Source organism: Gordonia insulae (assembly GCF_003855095.1).
GTDB classification, from domain to species: Bacteria; Actinomycetota; Actinomycetes; order Mycobacteriales; family Mycobacteriaceae; genus Gordonia; species Gordonia insulae.
In genome coordinates, this window is the sequence record NZ_CP033972.1 from 588,646 (window position 1) to 606,137 (window position 17,492).

Here is a 17,492-nt window from a genome sequence, read left to right on the forward strand (position 1 = left end):
GGGAGTTTTTCGTGTGGGTCACGCCCGGACGGTCACCCCTCTATGGTGCTCGGTTCGAGCCGCACCACGACCGCCTTCGACACCGGGGTGTTGGAGCCCTTCGCGACCGAACCCAGGGGTACCAGCGGGTTGGTCTCGGGGTAGTAGGCGGCGGCGTTGCCGCGCGGCGTCGAGTACTCGACGATCTCGAACCCCTCGACCCGCCGTTCCTCGATGCCGCTCCCGGCGCCGGTGGCATTCGGCCCGCTCGCTTCGCTCCCGGCGCCGGTGACATTCGGCCCGCTCGCTTCGCTCCCGGCGCCGGTCCACTCCGACACGATGTCGACCCGCTGACCCGCCCGCAAACCGAACGCCTGGATGTCGGCGGCATTCAGCATGATCACCCGCCGGTTGCCCTTGATGCCGCGGTAGCGGTCGTCGTGGCCGTAGATCGTGGTGTTGTACTGATCGTGGCTGCGCAACGTCTGCAGGATCAGCCGTCCCTCCGGCACATCCACCCACTCGAGCGGATTGACCGCGAAGTTGGCCCGCTCGTTCGGGGTCGCGAACTCGCGGAGATCACGCGGCGGATGCGGCAACACGAATCCGTCGGACATGCGGACCCGGATGTTGAAATCCTCGAATCCGGGGATGACCCGCGAGATGCGGTCGCGGATCGCGTCGTTGTCGCCGCGCAGTTCCTGCCACGGCACCGCGTGGTCGGCTCCGAGAACAGCGGTGGCGAGGTCGCACACGATCGCGACCTCGCTGTGCAACTCCTTCGACGCCGGCGGCAGCGATCCTCGTGACAGATGGACCACCGACATCGAGTCCTCCACCGAGACCTGTTGCGCCACACCGCCGACGACGTCCTTGTCGGTGCGTCCGAGAGTCGGCAGGATGAGCGCGGCGCCGCCGGTCGCGAGATGTGATTCGTTCAGCTTGGTGCTGATCTGAACGGTCAGTGCGCAGCGCCTGAGCGCGGCGCGGGTGACGTCGGTGTCGGGGGCCGCGGCGACGAAGTTGCCGCCCATGGCCACGAACAGGCGGACGTCGCCGCGCGCCATGGCGCCGATCGCGGCGACGGTGTCATAGCCGTGCTCGCGGGGACTGACGATGCCGAACTCGGCGTCCTGCGCGGCGAGGAAGAACTCCGGCATCTTCTCGAAGATGCCCATCGTGCGGTCGCCCTGCACATTGGAGTGACCCCGCACCGGGCACAGGCCGGCACCGGGCTTGCCGATCATGCCGCGCAGCAGCAGGACATTGGTGCCCTCGCCGATGGTGGCCACGGCGTGATGATGCTGGGTCAGGCCCATCGCCCAGCACAGGACGATCCGTTCGGACGACGCGATCGCGTGGGCGAGGTCGGCGATCGCCTCGTGGGTCAGTCCGGTCGCCGCCACGATGTCGTCGAAGTCGACGTCCTCGAGCAGCCGCAGGTACTCATCGACGCCGGCGCAACTCCCGTCGAGGAACTCCTGGTCGAAGACGGTTCCCGGGGCTGCCCGCTCGGCGTCGAGCAACAGGCGGGCCACACCGCGGAACAGGGCCATGTCGCCGCCGAGTCGGATCTGCAGGAAATCGTCGGTCAGCTTCACGCCGTGCCCGACGACACCGCCCACCTTCTGCGGATCCTTGAACCGCATCAGGCCCGCCTCCGGCAGCGGGTTGATCGCGACGATGCGGGCGCCGTTGTGCTTGGCCTTCTCCAGCGTGGACAGCATCCGCGGATGGTTCGTGCCCGGGTTCTGGCCGGCGATGAGGATCAGGTCGGCCGACTCGAGGTCGGGGACGGTCACCGACCCCTTGCCGATGCCGATCGAGGCGCCGAGCGCCGCGCCCGATGACTCGTGGCACATGTTCGAGCAGTCCGGGAGGTTGTTGGTGCCGACACTGCGGGCGAACAGCTGGTAGACGAACGCGGCCTCGTTGCTGGTGCGTCCTGATGTGTAGAAGACCGCCTCGTCCGGCGACGACATCGCGGCGAACTCGTCGGCGATGACACGGTTGGCCTCGTCCCAGGTCACCGGGCGGTAGTGGGTGTCCCCGGGCGCGAGATACATCGGATGCGTGAGCCGGCCCTGCTGCGAGAGCCAGTACCCCGACTTCTCGCGCAGATCCGCGACGGAGTGCGTGGCGAAGAACTCGGGGGTGACTCGTCGCCGGGTGGCCTCCTCGGCGACGGCCTTCGCCCCGTTCTCACAGAACTCGGCATGCTTGCGGTGACCGGGAGTCTCCGGCCAGGCACAGCCGGGGCAGTCGAAACCGTCCCGCTGATTCAACTTGGTCAGGGTTCGCGCGGTGCGTAGGGCGCCCATCTGCTCGACGCCGCGCGCCAGGGCCACCGCCACCGCGGGAACACCCGCCGCATAGTGCTTCACGTGACCGATGTGGACGTCGTCGGGTTCCGTGATCGGGGTTTCGTCACGGGGCTGCGAGGGACTCATATCACCATCTTGCCCCCACACGCCGCGGGCTTCGCAGACACTGGTCGGTATGGCGCAACAGGATGCAGGACATGGGGTGGCGGGGATCGTCTTGGCAGGCGGACGGTCCCGGCGGATGGGCCGGGACAAGGCCGCACTGGACTGGGACGGCGAGCCGATGCTCGCGCGGGTGGTCCGGGTGGTCGGGGAGCGGTGCGGGCCGGTGTTCGTGGTCGCCACCGAGGAGTCGGCCGCCTATCGGTCGCTGTACGGCAGTGGTGGACCCGAGGCGCGCTGGGTCACCGGTGAGACACCCGGGACGGGTCCGCTCGGCGGGTTGGCGGTGGGCCTGTCGACGGCCGCGGAGGCGGGCGCGGAATGGGCCTTCGTCTGCGCGACCGACATGCCGCTGATCACCCCGGAACTGATCGACGAACTCCTGCGGGGGGTGACCCCGTCGACCCAGGCGGTGATCGCGACCGACGCGCAGCGGGACCACCCGATGGCCGGGGTGTACCGCACCGACGCCGCCGGCGTGATCGCCGATCTGACCGCCGGTGGTGAACGGCGCATGCTCGCCGCGCTCGACGCGTTGACCACCCACCGGGTGACCGTGAGCAACCCGGAGTGGCTCATCAACGTCAACGCGCCGGAGGACCTGCACCGTCTCCATGCGTGAAACGCGTAGGGCTCGCAGGCCAGGGCGGGCCGTTCCCTAAGATTGTGGGGTGACCACCACCGACCCCACCCGCGAATTGCCGAAGTCCTGGGACCCCGCCGAACACGAGGGCAGGCTCTACCAGGGCTGGGTGGATGCCGGCTACTTCACCGCCGACGCGGACAGTGACCGGCCCGCGTTCTCCATCGTCATCCCACCGCCGAACGTCAACGGCTCGTTGCACATGGGGCACGCCTACGAGCACGTCCTGATGGACGCGCTCGCCCGCCGCCGCCGCATGCAGGGCTACGAGGTGCTGTGGCTGCCGGGCATGGATCATGCCGCGATCGCGATGCAGACCATGGTGGAGCGCAAGCTGGCGGCCGAGGGTCTGACCCGTGATGATCTGGGGCGCGAGGCGTTCATCGAACGCGTCTGGGCCGAGAAGGCGGAGATCGGCGACAACATCGGCAACCAGATGCGCCGCCTCGGCGACGGTGTGGACTGGAGCCGCGAGCGGTTCACCATGGACGAGGGGCTGTCCCGCGCGGTGCAGACCGTGTTCAAGCAGATGTACGACGACGGACTCATCTACCGCGCGGAGCGACTCGTCAACTGGTCGCCGGTGCTCAAGACAGCGATCAGCGACATCGAGGTGAGCTACGCCGACGTCGAGGGCGAACTGGTGAGCTTCCGCTACGGCAGCCTCGACGACGCCGAACCGCACATCGTCGTCGCGACCACGCGCGTCGAGACGATGCTCGGCGACACCGCCATCGCGGTCCACCCCGAGGACGGGCGTTACGCCCACCTGATCGGCTCCGAACTCGACCATCCCTTCGTCGACCGGAAGATCCCGATCATCGCCGACGACTACGTCGACCCCGAGTTCGGCAGCGGCGCAGTCAAGATCACGCCCGCACACGACCCCAACGACTTCGCGATCGGGCAGCGCCACGACCTGCCGATGCCGACGATCATGGACGACGAGGCGCGGATCGCCGACACCGGCACGTCATTCGACGGCATGGACCGCTTCGAGGCGAGGGTCAAGGTGCGCGAGGCTCTCGCCGAGCAGGGCCGGATCGTCAAGGAGGTCCGCCCCTACCTGCACAGCGTCGGTCACTCCGAGCGGACGGGCGAACCGATCGAACCGCGACTCTCCATGCAGTGGTGGGTCAAGGTCGAGTCGTTGGCCAAGGCGGCGGGCGACGCGGTCCGCGGCGGAGACACCGTGATCCATCCCCAGTCGATGGAGCCGCGCTGGTTCGGCTGGGTCGACAACATGTATGACTGGTGCATCTCCCGTCAGCTGTGGTGGGGACATCGCATCCCGATCTGGTACGGACCGGACGGAGAGGTCGCCTGTGTCGGCCCCGACGACGAAGTGCCCGCGGGCTACGTCCAGGAGACCGACGTCCTGGACACCTGGTTCTCGTCCGGGCTCTGGCCATTCTCCACCCTCGGTTGGCCGGACAAGACGCCCGACCTCGAGAAGTTCTATCCCACTTCGGTTCTCGTGACCGGATACGACATCCTGTTCTTCTGGGTGGCCCGGATGATGATGTTCGGGACCTTCGTCGCCCCACAGCTGGGGGAGGGCGACACGATCCCGTTCCACAACCTGTTCCTGCACGGCCTCGTCCGGGACGAACACGGCCGCAAGATGTCGAAGTCGAAGGGCAACGGTATCGACCCGCTGGATTGGGTCGAGCGCTTCGGGGCCGACGCGTTGCGGTTCACGCTCGCGCGTGGGGCGAATCCGGGCAGCGACATCTCGGTCGGCGAGGATCACGCCCAGTCGTCGCGCAACTTCGCCACCAAACTGTTCAACGCGACCAAGTTCGCGCTGATGAATGGCGCGGTCGCGCCGGGAACGCAGCGAGCGGGCCAGGGGGACCCGGTGGGGGACCTGCCAGACCGCTCCGCGCTCACCGAGGCGGATCGCTGGATTCTGGATCGTCTCGCCACCGTGCGGGCCGAGGCCGACGCCGGTTTCGAGTCCTACGAGTTCTCCAAGGCATGCGAGTCGCTGTATCACTTCGCCTGGGACGAGGTGTGTGACTGGTATCTCGAGCTGGCCAAGGTGCAGTTCGCAGAGAACGACGAACAGCGTTCGCGGGCAACATCTCTGGTCCTGGGAACGGTGCTGGACCAACTGCTGCGCCTGCTGCATCCGGTGATGCCGTTCGTCACCGAGGTGCTGTGGACGGCGCTCACGAACGAGGAGTCGCTGGTCGTCGCCGCATGGCCGCAGCCCACGGACACCGGGACGGACACCCGTGCCGCCCAGCACATCGACGACCTGCAGCGGCTGATCACCGAGGTGCGGCGATTCCGTAGCGACCAGGGCCTCAAGCCGGGGCAGCGGGTCGCGGCCGAGGTCGAGGGCCTCGATGCGGCCGGTCTCACGGACTCCCGCCCGTACCTGGACTCGCTGGCCCGTCTGGAGGGGTCGGACGACACCTTCTCGGCGACCGCGACCATCGACGTCCGCCTGTCGGCGACAACGGTGACGGTGAAGATCGACACGTCCGGCACGGTCGACGTGGCGGCCGAACGCAAACGCCTCACCAAGGACCTCGCCGCCGCCGAGAAGGAGCTCGCCCAGACGACCGGCAAACTCGGCAACGACCAGTTCCTGTCGAAGGCGCCGGACCACGTCGTCGAGAAGATCCGCGAGCGGCAGAAGGTCGCCGCCGAAGAGGTCGAGAGGCTCGGCGCCACCCTGAGCGCATTGGGCGGCTCGTGAGCCGCGACGATCTGGGAATCGGTCCCGACAGCGACGACATCCCCGACGACCTGGACCGGGACCACCTCGGCCCCGATCCCCGGCGCCGGAACGAACTGGACGTCGATCCGCTCGGTGCCGCACCGCTGCCGACCGATCTGGGGTCGCTGCTCGCCGGTCGTGGTGGAGCTCCGGACGAGTTGTATGCCGACGACGTGGCGATGGACGACGAGGAGGACCGGCGCGCGGCGCCGGCCGATCCGGGCCCGCGCGACGACGCGGCCACCCTCGCCGAACTCGCCGACCTGGAGACCGAACTCGACACGCGGTGGCCCGAGACCCGGATCGAGCCGTCGCTGACCCGGATCTCCGCGCTGATGGATCTGCTCGGCTCGCCGCAGCACAGTTATCCCGCGATCCACATCGCCGGCACCAACGGGAAGACGTCGGTGGCGCGGATGATCGACGCGCTGCTGATCGCGATGCACCGGCGGACCGGCCGAATCACCAGTCCCCATCTGCAGCGGGTCACCGAGCGGATCTCGGTGGACGGCAAGCCGATCAGCGCCCGGACCTACATCGACACCTACCGTGACCTGGAGCCCTACATCACCATGGTCGACGACTCGTCGACCGCGGCGGGTGGGCCGCGGATGAGCAAGTTCGAGGTGCTCACCGCGATGTCCTACGCGGTGTTCGCCGAGGCGCCGGTCGATGTGGCGGTCGTCGAGACCGGGATGGGCGGGCGCTGGGATGCCACCAATGTCATCGACGCCACCGTAGCGGTGATCACCCCGATCGCGATGGATCATGCCGACTATCTCGGTGACACCCTCGCGGCGATCGCGTCGGAGAAGGCCGGGATCATCAAGAAGGCGGACCCCGACGATCTGGTCCCCACCGACCCGGTCACCATTCTCGCGGTGCAGGAACCGGAGGTCGCCGAAGTGTTGCTCCGGCAGGCCGTCGAGTCCGAAACCCTGGTGGCACGGGAGAACTCGGAGTTCGCGGTCCTCGAGTCGGCGACCGCTGTCGGTGGTCAGCTCCTGCGTCTGCAGGGCCTCGGGGGTGTCTACGACGAGATCTACCTGCCGTTGCACGGTGCGCACCAGGCATCCAACGCCGCGATCGCCCTCGCCGCCGTCGAGGCGTTCTTCGGTGCCGGTGCGGATCGGCAACTCGACGTCGAGGCGATACGTGCGGGCTTCGCCGCTGTCGAGAGCCCGGGCCGGCTGGAGCGGGTCCGGGGCGCGCCGACGGTCTTCGTCGATGCGGCGCACAACCCGCACGGGGCGGCCGCATTGGCCCAGGCGCTGGCCGAGGAGTTCGACTTCCGTCGGCTCGTCGGCGTGATCGGCATGCTGGGGGACAAGGACGCCGAGGGATTCCTGGAAGCCGTCGAGCCGGTGTTCGACACCATCGTGTTGACCAATAACGGATCTCCGCGCGCACTCGACACCGAAACTCTCGCCGAGATCGCCCGGCCGATTTACGGGGAGGACCGTGTGGTTGTCGAACCGTTCCTCCCGGATGCCGTGGAGGTGGCCATCGGGTTGGCCGAACAGTCCGACGGTGAGCCGGTTTCCGGTGCGGGCGTGGTGATCACCGGTTCCGTGGTCACCGCCGGTGCGGCCCGCACCCTGTTCGGCAAGGAGCCCTCATGAGTGAACCGGTCCGCTTCAGCCCGCCGACGACCGATCCGTGGAAAGGTCTGCGCGGCGTCATGGCCGGCACCCTGGTCCTGGAGGTCATCGTGCTCGGCCTAGCGTTCCCGATCGTGGCGAACATCGGCTCGGGGCTCACCTGGCTCTCCGGTGGCTATCTCGGGCTCGTGGTGCTGGCGCACATCGTCGCCGCCGGACTCCAGGGGCGCCCGTATGCGATGCGCCTCGACATCGGCTTGCAGATCCTGGTGATCATCGGCGGCATCTTCCATTGGTCGATTGCCGTCATCGGGGTGATCTTCCTGTGCGTCTGGATCTACATCGCCTACATCAAGCACGACGTCGAGGTCCGGATCGAGAAGGGCATGCTGCCCGGCCAGGAACCTCTGGGCGGTTGACCTCGTCCGTTCGGCAATCGCGACGCCGGGTTCGGCGCCTGCAACAGCCGTTGCCCGACTGTGACCTGTCACCCCTCGCTTTTGCCGCGCCGCGGCTGTGACAATGTCGCTGCCGGGGGCGAGCGCGTCGAGCGTCGTTCCCCGCATTCGGTGATCGAACCCCGTGACGTGAGGAACCGCTTGTCTGTCAACACCTGCCTTCGCCGACCCCTGGCCGCCGCCGTGATGGCGTTGTCCGTGATCGGATCGTCCTTCGCCGTCGGCGCCGCGCACGCCGCGCCGACGATCGATCCGGCGGACCTCCCGGTGGCCGATGTTCCGATGCCGGCGGGCGAGGGTGAGTACAGCTACATCGCCACGCACGAGGTGACCAAGCGTGCCGCGTCGATGAAGTTGGCCGATGGGATCGCATCGTTGCCGGTGCCTGCGCAGTACCGGCCGGCGAATCTCGCACTGGCGGCGCAGTTCGACATCGCGGTGCAGAGTGCGTTGCGTTCGCCCGGCGGCTGCGTGCAGGTCGTGGTCGATCCGCGCGCACGCTCGGGCAGTCTGTTCAATTACGGATTCTTTGCGGTCGCGGGTCAGTACTGCCCGTGAGGCCCGGCGCCGGGAACGGAGTGAGCGGGCCGGTGACACGCGGCGCCGGGAACGGAGTGAGCGGGCCGATGACACGCGGCGCCGGGAACGGAGTGAGCGGGCCGGTGACACGCGGCGCCGGGAACGGAGTGAGCGGGCCCGATCGCGCACCCCGCCCGTCACGTTAAGGTGTGCACGTGACTGAACGGACTCTCGTACTCATCAAGCCCGACGGCGTGGCCCGCGCGCTGGTCGGCGACATCATCAGCCGGATCGAGCGCAAGGGGCTGACCCTCGTTGCACTGGAGTTGAAGACTGCCGGTGACGAGGTCGCGCGCGGCCACTATGCCGAGCACGAGGGCAAGCCCTTTTATCCGTCGTTGCTGGAGTTCATCACGTCGGGGCCGTTGGTGGCCGCGGTCCTCGAGGGACCCCGCGCGGTTGCGGCGTTCCGGCAGATCGCGGGCGGTACCGACCCGGTGGAGAAGGCTGTTCCCGGAACCATCCGTGGTGACTTCGCGTTGAGCACGCAGACCAACCTGGTGCACGGTTCGGACTCGCCGGAGTCTGCCGAGCGTGAGATCGCCCTCTGGTTCCCTGACCTGGGCGTCTGAGTCCACTTCTCCCGACTTCCCCGCGGTGGCGGGCGGACCTCCGCCCGCCAAACACGCATAGTGTGCGGGGAACGACTCGTGGTGTGGGATACTTGCACAGTTGTCGGTGACACACTTTGCCGCCGACAACCGGATGACGCCTTCGGTATCGGTACCCCGATCACCCCGTCTTCCCCATCGTGGTTCGGTACGCCCTCGGCGGCCCGGGCAGCGGGCCCGGTGTCCGCGACGCGATGGTGTGGAAGACGTCGACCGGATGAGGTCATCGACAACGCAAGGCGCCGGCCCGCGACCAGCAATTCAACGGTTGTGGGGCAGGCGCGAAGACCACATAACACCGGTCCTATCGACCGGGACACAGAGTGAAGCCCTCGCGTGGCCGCGTCAGCCCGACGCGCCCGGGGGCTCGAGGAGAATTGAGTGACCGACAACGGGTCGCCGACTGACGCGAACGCAGCGTCGGAATCGGCGGAGGAATTCCCCAGCAGGCTTCGTGTGCATGCTCTGGCCAGGACATTGGGTCTGACCAGCCGGCAAGTACTCGCGCATCTGTCCGAATTGGGCGTGGAGACGCGAAGCCCGCAATCCAGCATCGACCGCGAGGTCGCGCAGGCTGTCGCGGATCGTGTCCGTGAACACGTGCCGGTCGACGAGGCCGCCGTCGAGGCGGTCGAGGACGCGGCGGACACCGCGGGGACCGACGAGTCGTCATCGACGGCAGCCGCCGAGCCGTCGGCGGACGCGGCCGACGAATCCCCGGCATCCGCACCGACGACTGCGGAGTCGCCCGACGAACTGGCGGCGCAGGCCACCGGCGACCAGCCGGCCGAAGAGCAGCCCGCCCAGCAGGCATCGACCCCGGAACCATCCGCACCGGAATCCGTCGGGGAGCGCGCCGCCGAGACCGAGGTGCCGACCCTGTTCTCGTCCGTGGAGGACGCGCGGCATCATCCGATCGTGCCGAGCGCCGAATCGGCGATCGACCAGCCGTTGTTCCTGTCCCCGCAGGCCGTGGAACCGGCCCCGCGTAAGTCGCGTCCGGCCCGAACCGAGACCGACGTCGAGGGCGGGTCCGACACCGAGGCCGGCGCAACCGACACCGACAGCTCCACCGACGACGATTCGTCCGGCGACGGGGATCGATCCTCCCGCCGTCGACGCCGAGGTCGCCGTGGGCGTGGGCGTGGCCGTGGTGACCAGGGCGAGGGCGGTGGCGAGGACGCGACCTCGACCTCCGACAACGACTCCACCGACGACGGTGACGACACCTCCGACGAGAGGTCGGGATCACGCCCGTCCGGCAAGAAGGGCAAGAAGTCCGGCGGCACCAAGGACAGCGGCACCAAGGACAGCGATACCAAGGACAGCGGCGGCAAGGACGGCGGCGGCAAGGACGGCGGTCCCAACGAGAAGGACGCCAAGCGGGGCGCCGACAAGAACCGGGACCAGTCGACAGACGCGGACTCCGAGGACGACTCGAGCGCCGAATCCGCCGACGACACCGACGACGAGTCGGGGTCCGACGACAACGACCAGGGCTCGTCGAAGCGCCGTCGTCGCCGTCGTCGTCGCAAGGGCGGAGCCGACGCCGAGGACGCATCGCCGGACGATCCGCCGAACACCGTCGTCCACGAGCGCGAGCCGCGCAGCAAGCGGGCCCGCGACGAGGTGCAGGGCATCTCGGGTTCCACGCGGCTAGAGGCCAAGCGGCAGCGCCGCCGGGACGGTCGCGATGCCGGCCGCCGTCGGCCCCCGATCCTGAGCGAGTCGGAGTTCCTCGCCCGTCGTGAGGCCGTCGACCGGGTGATGGTCGTCCGCGAGCGGAGCGCGAACAGTGCCATCGCCGGGGACGCGCCGTCGAACGGACATGACCACGCGGTGCCGGTGGAGGACTACACGCAGGTCGCGGTATTGGAAGACGGCGTGCTCGTGGAGCATTTCGTGACCACCGAGACATCGTCGTCGATGGTCGGCAACATCTACCTGGGGCGCGTGCAGAACGTGCTGCCCGGCATGGAGGCGGCGTTCGTCGACATCGGCCGCGGTCGCAACGGCGTGCTGTACGCCGGCGAGGTCAACTGGGACGCCGCAGGTCTCGACGGCGGGTCACGCAAGATCGAGCAGGCCCTCAAGCCCGGCGACAACGTGCTGGTCCAGGTCAGCAAGGACCCGGTCGGCCACAAGGGTGCGCGCCTCACCACCCAGATCTCGCTCGCCGGCCGCTATCTCGTCTACGTGCCCGGTGGTTCGTCCACCGGGATCAGCCGCAAGCTGCCCGACGTCGAACGCAAGCGACTCAAGAGCATCCTCGGCAAGCTCGTCCCCGACGATGCAGGTGTGATCATCCGCACCGCGTCCGAGGGGGTCAGTGCCGAGGAACTCGGTGCGGACATCGCCCGCCTCGAGGGACAGTGGAAAGAGATCGACGTCGCCGTCGGCAAGGCCAAGAAGGGCGGTTCCACTGCTCCGCAGGCGCTCTACGAGGAGCCCGATCTCCTGGTCCGGGTGGTGCGCGACCTGTTCAACGAGGACTTCAAGAAGCTCGTCGTCGAGGGTCAGAAGGCATGGGATCTCGTCGAGCGCTACATCGAGGCGGTCGCACCGGATCTGATGGATCGGGTGGAGCGGTTCGCCAAGGCCAACGCCGACGCGCCGGATTCCTTTGTGGTGCACCGGATCGACGAGCAGCTCGCGAAGGCGCTCGACCGCAAGGTCTGGCTGCCGTCGGGCGGCACGCTGATCATCGAACACACCGAGGCGATGACCGTCGTCGACGTCAACACCGGCAAGTTCACCGGGTCGGGTGGCAACCTCGAGGAGACGGTCACCCGCAACAACCTGGAGGCGGCCGAGGAGATCGTGCGGCAGATGCGCCTGCGCGACATCGGCGGCATGATCATCGTCGACTTCATCGACATGGTTCTCGAGTCCAACCGTGATCTGGTGCTCCGGCGGCTCACCGAGGCGCTGGCCCGTGACCGTACCCGTCACCAGGTATCCGAGGTCACCTCGCTCGGCCTGGTGCAGATGACCCGTAAGCGACTCGGAACCGGTCTGCTGGAGGCGTTCTCGACGTCCTGCACGCACTGCGGCGGTCGCGGGATCATCGTGCACGCCAACCCGGTGGAGGTCCGCCAGGACGATTCCGGTCCGTCCGACGGCGGTTCCAAGCGGTCGCGGCGCAATCGTCGCAAGGCCGAACCGGCGGCGGCGCCCGAGCCGCAGAAGCCCGCGCACAATCCGGCGGAGCACCCGATGTTCCGTGCGATGGCGGCGCACGCTCACGAGGACGACCACGAGCACGGTCACGAGCACCAGGACGGCCACGAGGACACGGCTGGGCACACCGCCGAGGATCGGTCGACCGACGGCGAACGTCCGGCTGCCGCAAAGACTCCCGCAGTCGCCGAGGCCGCGGATGTCGCGCCGTCCGAGCCCGCTGCGTCAACCGAGCCCGCTGCGTCAGCCGAACCGACCACGCCGACCGAGCCCGCGCAGGAGCGAACCGAACGCGAGTCCGCGCCGAGCGAACCCGCGGCCGCGTCGACCGAGCCCGCAGCCGAGCCGGCTCCGGCGCCGAAGCGTCGACGGCGTGTGGTCCGTCAGGCGGCGGCGCCGCCGAGCGTCTCCGAGCCGGTGGTGTTGACCGCCGATGGTGACAGTTCGTCGGCTGCGCAGCCGGTCACCACGTTCGGTCCGGTGTCCGGTGCGACGTCGCAGGAGGCCGCCGTCGCGGTCCGACGCCGACCTCGCCGTCGGACGGCCGGACGACCGGCGGGACCCCCGCCTGCCGAACAGTGACGGCGGCACGGGCCGGTGCAGGTCGGGCCGGGTCGAGGTGAGTTTGACCCGACCGGCGACGGTCCCGTAATCTTGATTGGTCGCCTTCCGCGGAGGGTTTGCGCTGTGCTCGGAATGCCCAGGGATCGTCCTGGCACCCCGATCAGCCACGCGAAACCCACCGGCAGGCCCTCTGGTGTGATCCGTAGTGACTCCCGGCGTAGATCGCGGGATGCCGTGCGGCCCGTACCAGGCACGCACCACCCACACACCCGGGTGCCGAATCGGCTCCGCGGGTCCGACAGACGAGTTAAAGAGGACAGCTTCGATGGCAACGTACGCGATCGTCAAGACCGGCGGTAAGCAGTACAAGGTCGCTGAGGGCGACATTGTGAAGGTCGAGAAGATCGACAGCGCGCCGGGTAGCAGCGTGAGCCTGCCCGTGGCCCTGGTCGTCGACGGTGCGACCCTCACCACCGATGCGGACAAGCTGGCGAAGATCTCGGTGACCGGCGAGGTCGTCGAGCACGTCAAGGGCCCGAAGATCCGCATCCACAAGTTCAAGAACAAGACCGGCTACCACAAGCGCCAGGGTCACCGTCAGAAGCTGACGGTCCTCAAGGTCACCGGTATCAAGTAACTCGATTCCCGCACGTACCTCAGGAGGACTGCAGAGATGGCACACAAGAAGGGCGCGTCCAGCTCGCGCAACGGTCGCGATTCCAACGCCCAGCGGCTCGGCGTCAAGCGTTTCGGTGGGCAGAAGGTGAGCGCGGGCGAGATTCTGGTCCGTCAGCGTGGCACCAAGTTCCACCCGGGCGTCAACGTCGGTCGCGGCGGCGACGACACCCTGTTCGCCCTGGAGACCGGCTCGGTCGAGTTCGGTACCAAGCGTGGCCGCAAGACGGTCAACATCGTCCCGGAGACCGCTGCGGTCTGACGGACGACGCGAGCGGAGTCCCAGGTCCATCGATCGGGGAGTTCGCTCAACCCACAGCTGTGAACAGGGCGGGCAGGGTCATGATGGACCCGGCCCGCCCTGTTTCTGTTCTCCCGTTGATTTCTGTTCCACCAGAGAGGATGTAGCCGATGTCTCGGTTCGTCGACCGCGTGACGATTCACGTCGCTGCGGGTAACGGCGGCCACGGGTGCTCGTCGGTACACCGTGAGAAGTTCAAGCCGCTCGGTGGCCCCGACGGCGGCAACGGCGGCAACGGCGGGTCGGTCCGGCTCGTCGTGGACCCGCAGGTGCACACCCTTCTCGACTTCCACTTCCGACCGCACGCCAAGGCGTCCAACGGCAAACCCGGCGCGGGCGACAACCGCGACGGCGCCACCGGCGACGACCTCGTCCTCCAGGTGCCCGACGGCACCGTCGTGCTGGACGGTGACGGCAAGATCCTCGCCGACCTGGTCGGCGACGGGACCACCTTCGAGGCAGCGCAGGGCGGGCGTGGGGGACTGGGCAATGCCTCGCTCGCGTCGAAGGCGCGCAAGGCGCCGGGATTCGCGCTGCTCGGCGAAGAGGGGCAGCATCGCGACCTCGTTCTGGAACTGAAGTCCGTCGCCGACGTCGGGCTGGTCGGCTTCCCGTCTGCCGGCAAGTCCTCGCTGGTGTCGGTGCTGTCCGCGGCCAAGCCGAAGATCGCCGACTACCCGTTCACCACGCTGGCACCCAACCTCGGCGTGGTGCAGACCGCCGGCGAGGTGTTCACCATCGCCGACGTCCCGGGCCTGATCCCTGGCGCGTCGACCGGCCGTGGGCTGGGCCTGGAGTTCCTGCGTCACCTCGAGCGCTGCGCGGTGCTCGCCCACGTCGTCGACTGCGCCACGCTGGAGCCCGGCCGTGATCCGATCTCCGACATCGATGCGCTCGAGGCGGAACTGGCGGCATACCAGCCCGCGCTCGACACCGACCACAGCCTCGGCGACCTCGCCGAGCGTCCCCGCGTGGTGATCCTCAACAAGGTCGACGTCCCCGACGCGGCCGACCTCGCCGATCTCGTCGAGCCCGAACTCGCGCAACGCGGATGGCCGGTGTTCCGGATCTCGGCGGTGACCCATCAGGGACTCAAGGAGCTCACCTTCGCGCTGGCCAAGATGGTCGTGGACTACCGGGAGAGTCACCCGAAGCCGCAACCGCGACGCCAGGTCATCAGGCCCAAGGCGGTCGACGAGGCGGGATTCTCCGTCACACCCGATCCCGCGGTCGAGGGTGGATTCATCGTCCGCGGCACCCGGCCCGAACGGTGGATCGCGCAGACGCAGTTCGACAACGACGAGGCTGTCGGCTATCTCGCGGACCGGCTCAACCGGCTCGGCGTCGAGGACGAACTCGTCCGGCTGGGTGCGGAGCCCGGTGCGCCGGTGACCATCGGCGACGTGTCGTTCGACTGGGAGCCGATGACCCCGATGGGCGATGACGTACCCGTCACCGGCCGCGGTACCGACATCCGACTCGACCGCAACGAGCGTATCGGCGCGGCGGAGCGCAAACAGGCCCGCCGGTTGCGCCGGGGTATGCCGGACTCCGACGAGGACGGCGAGCAGGGCGTCCGGTGAGCGACGTCCGGGAACGGATCGCGCGTGCGCGCAGCATCGTGGTCAAGATCGGGTCGTCGGCGCTCACGGATCTTCACGACGGTCTCGACCGTGGACGCCTCGATCGACTGGCGGACGCACTCGAGGCGCGTATGCGGGCCGGCTCCGACGTCATCGTGGTGTCCTCCGGCGCGATAGGTGCGGGCATCGCGCCCCTCGGATTGCGGAAGCGGCCCACCGATCTCGCCACGAAACAGGCGGCCGCCAGTGTCGGGCAACTCGCGCTGGCCCACGCCTGGGGCACCTCGTTCCATCGCTACCAGCGGACCGTCGGACAGGTGCTGCTCACCGCCGACGACATCTCCAACCGCGCGCACCACGCGAATGCCCAACGGACACTTGATCGTCTGCGCTCCTTGGGTGCGGTCGCAGTGGTGAACGAGAACGATACCGTGGCCACGACAGAGATCCGGTTCGGTGACAACGACCGGCTCGCTGCCCTCGTCGCACATCTCGCCGGTGCCGATGCACTGGTGCTGTTGTCCGACGTGGACGGCCTCTACGACGGCGATCCGCGCAAGGTGGGCGCCGACGGCCGGCGCGCGCGGCTGATCCCCGAGGTGCACGGGCCGGAGGATCTCGACGGCGTGATCGCCGGATCCGGCGGCGCGCTGGGCACCGGAGGCATGGCGTCCAAACTGGCGGCGGCCCGTCTGTCGGCGGATGCGGGCGTGCCGGTGTTGCTCGCGGCGGCCGAGCAGGCGGCGCAGGCTCTGGCCGATGCATCCGTCGGGACGGTGTTCGCCGCCCGCGACGAACGGCTGTCGGCCCGCCGGTTCTGGGTGCGGCATGCGGCCGACGCGCGCGGTCAACTCGTGCTCGACGATGGCGCCGTCACGGCGGTCGCGCACCGCCGCCGGTCGCTGCTCGCCGCGGGCATAGTCGGGGTCAACGGACGCTTCTACGACGGTGACGTGGTGGAACTCGTCGACTCGACGGGCCGACCGAGGGCGCGCGGGGTGGTGGCCTACGACTCCGACGACATCGCCATCATGGTCGGCCGGTCCACCACCGCGCTACCGCCGGAACTGCGTCGACCGGTGATCCACGCCGACGATCTCGTCGCGATCTGACCTCGCCGGACGACTTTGCCGATCGGACGGATGGCGGCGAACGCATCGGTTCACGACACGTTCGCCGTCATCTGTGCCGAGTTCGCCAGTGCGGGCAGCACGACCGATGCGAGGTGGTCGACCTTCAGGTCGGCGATGTCATCGGCACGGGTGGCGCCCCGGTTCACGATCACCAGCGCCTTGCCGGTGCGATGCGCGTGGCGCGCGAAGCGCAAGCCGCTCATCACCGTCAGCGACGACCCGACGACCAGCAGCGCGTCGGCCTCATCGACCATCGAGAATGCCTGTTGCACAGTTGTTTTGGGGACGCTCTCGCCGAAGTAGACGATATCGGGTTTGACGATGCCGCCGCATCCCGGGCAGTCGATCATGATGAAGTCGCCGGTGTCGTCGATGGTGGCGTCGGCGTCCGGCGCGACCTCGATGGCACCACGACCACGCACCCGTTCGGTGAACCCGGTGTTGAGGGCGTCGAGTTCGCGTGCGAGACGATGCCGGGAGATCTGCCAGTCGCAGACCAGGCACCGGACGCGTCCGTAGCACCCGTGCAGTTCCAGCACGCGCCGCGTGCCGGCCTTGGTGTGCAGCATGTCCACGTTCTGGGTGATCACGCCGACCAGCCGGCCCTGGTGCTGCATCGAGGTGAGCGCCTCGTGCGCGACGTTCGGCCGGGCGGCGTCCATGTGCTTCCAGCCGAGATGGTTGCGCGCCCAGTAGTGGCGGCGGAAGTCGGGTGACGACAGGAACATCTCCAGCGTCATGGGGGTGCGGACCGGCGCGCCCGGGCTGCGGTAATCCGGGATGCCGGATTCGGTCGAGATGCCGGCGCCGGTGAGCGCGACCACCCGCTTCCCGTCGAGGAGCTCACGTACCCGCTCGACCCGGCCGACCACGTCGTCGTCGAGCGGCGTCGGCTCGGCCGGGGTCCAGCCGATCTGCAGTCGCGTACGCACGCTGTCCAGGATAGCGGCGTCGCGGACATGGAACGG

General features: G+C 68.6%; 13 protein-coding genes. 11 read left to right on the forward strand and 2 right to left on the reverse strand.

Going from position 1 to position 17,492, the window contains the following annotated elements; all coding sequences use genetic code 11:
- Nucleotides 1-32: 32 nt before the first annotated feature.
- A complete protein-coding gene (locus tag D7316_RS02755) occupies nucleotides 33-2,429 on the reverse strand; it encodes an FdhF/YdeP family oxidoreductase (protein WP_124706938.1) in 2,397 nt (798 codons plus the stop codon).
- A gap of 49 nt (nucleotides 2,430-2,478) precedes the next feature.
- Here D7316_RS02755 and mobA point away from each other — a divergent pair, with 49 nt between their 5' ends.
- The 11 genes from mobA to proB all read left to right on the forward strand — a co-directional run bounded on the left by mobA (nucleotide 2,479) and on the right by proB (nucleotide 16,503).
- A complete protein-coding gene (gene mobA / locus D7316_RS02760; protein WP_124706939.1) occupies nucleotides 2,479-3,087 on the forward strand; it encodes a molybdenum cofactor guanylyltransferase in 609 nt (202 codons plus the stop codon).
- 49 nt (nucleotides 3,088-3,136) lie between these two features.
- Entirely contained in the window at nucleotides 3,137-5,818 is a 2,682-nt protein-coding gene (locus D7316_RS02765; RefSeq protein WP_124706940.1) for a valine--tRNA ligase, read from the forward strand.
- Between the two features lie 200 nt (nucleotides 5,819-6,018).
- Entirely contained in the window at nucleotides 6,019-7,461 is a 1,443-nt protein-coding gene (gene folC, locus D7316_RS02770; RefSeq protein WP_124711060.1) for a bifunctional tetrahydrofolate synthase/dihydrofolate synthase, read from the forward strand.
- Nucleotides 7,458-7,859: a DUF4233 domain-containing protein gene (locus D7316_RS02775; RefSeq protein WP_124706941.1), complete on the forward strand. Its 402-nt coding sequence runs from the start codon at nucleotides 7,458-7,460 to the stop codon at nucleotides 7,857-7,859. The genes folC and D7316_RS02775 overlap by 4 nt, the downstream gene beginning before the upstream one ends.
- A gap of 180 nt (nucleotides 7,860-8,039) precedes the next feature.
- Nucleotides 8,040-8,456, forward strand: a complete 417-nt coding sequence (locus D7316_RS02780; protein ID WP_124706942.1) for a hypothetical protein — start codon at nucleotides 8,040-8,042, stop codon at nucleotides 8,454-8,456.
- Between the two features lie 176 nt (nucleotides 8,457-8,632).
- Nucleotides 8,633-9,049, forward strand: a complete 417-nt coding sequence (gene ndk, locus D7316_RS02785) for a nucleoside-diphosphate kinase (RefSeq protein WP_124706943.1) — start codon at nucleotides 8,633-8,635, stop codon at nucleotides 9,047-9,049.
- A gap of 420 nt (nucleotides 9,050-9,469) precedes the next feature.
- Nucleotides 9,470-12,850 carry a translation initiation factor IF-2 N-terminal domain-containing protein gene (locus D7316_RS02790; protein ID WP_124706944.1) on the forward strand — a complete coding sequence of 1,127 codons (3,381 nt, stop codon included), beginning with the start codon at nucleotides 9,470-9,472 and terminating at the stop codon, nucleotides 12,848-12,850.
- 307 nt (nucleotides 12,851-13,157) lie between these two features.
- Nucleotides 13,158-13,469, forward strand: a complete 312-nt coding sequence (rplU, locus tag D7316_RS02795; protein ID WP_124706945.1) for a 50S ribosomal protein L21 — start codon at nucleotides 13,158-13,160, stop codon at nucleotides 13,467-13,469.
- A 36-nt stretch (nucleotides 13,470-13,505) separates the two neighbouring features.
- Nucleotides 13,506-13,769 (forward strand): 50S ribosomal protein L27, encoded by a 264-nt coding sequence (gene rpmA / locus D7316_RS02800; RefSeq protein WP_124706946.1) that lies wholly within the window; start codon nucleotides 13,506-13,508, stop codon nucleotides 13,767-13,769.
- A gap of 149 nt (nucleotides 13,770-13,918) precedes the next feature.
- On the forward strand, nucleotides 13,919-15,391 hold the full coding sequence (gene obgE, locus D7316_RS02805; RefSeq protein ID WP_124706947.1) for a GTPase ObgE: 1,473 nt from the start codon (nucleotides 13,919-13,921) through the stop codon (nucleotides 15,389-15,391).
- On the forward strand, nucleotides 15,388-16,503 hold the full coding sequence (gene proB, locus D7316_RS02810; protein WP_124706948.1) for a glutamate 5-kinase: 1,116 nt from the start codon (nucleotides 15,388-15,390) through the stop codon (nucleotides 16,501-16,503). Before obgE ends, proB begins: the two co-directional genes overlap by 4 nt.
- Before the next feature lie 50 nt (nucleotides 16,504-16,553).
- Here the strand turns inward: proB and D7316_RS02815 are convergent, their stop codons facing one another.
- Complete coding sequence (locus tag D7316_RS02815) at nucleotides 16,554-17,456, reverse strand: Sir2 family NAD-dependent protein deacetylase (RefSeq protein WP_197718170.1); 903 nt, start codon at nucleotides 17,454-17,456, stop codon at nucleotides 16,554-16,556.
- Between the last annotated feature and the right edge of the window lie 36 nt (nucleotides 17,457-17,492).

Bases quoted from the DNA above. Each gene is read 5' to 3' on its own strand.
- rplU (WP_124706945.1), top strand. From the start codon at position 13,158: ATGGCAACGTACGCGATCGTCAAGACCGGCGGTAAGCAGTACAAGGTC.
- rpmA (WP_124706946.1), top strand. From the start codon at position 13,506: ATGGCACACAAGAAGGGCGCGTCCAGCTCGCGCAACGGTCGCGATTCC.
- obgE (WP_124706947.1), top strand. From the start codon at position 13,919: ATGTCTCGGTTCGTCGACCGCGTGACGATTCACGTCGCTGCGGGTAAC.
- D7316_RS02775 (WP_124706941.1), top strand. From the start codon at position 7,458: ATGAGTGAACCGGTCCGCTTCAGCCCGCCGACGACCGATCCGTGGAAA.
- folC (WP_124711060.1), top strand. From the start codon at position 6,019: ATGGACGACGAGGAGGACCGGCGCGCGGCGCCGGCCGATCCGGGCCCG.
- mobA (WP_124706939.1), top strand. From the start codon at position 2,479: ATGGCGCAACAGGATGCAGGACATGGGGTGGCGGGGATCGTCTTGGCA.
- D7316_RS02755 (WP_124706938.1), bottom strand. From the start codon at position 2,429: ATGAGTCCCTCGCAGCCCCGTGACGAAACCCCGATCACGGAACCCGAC.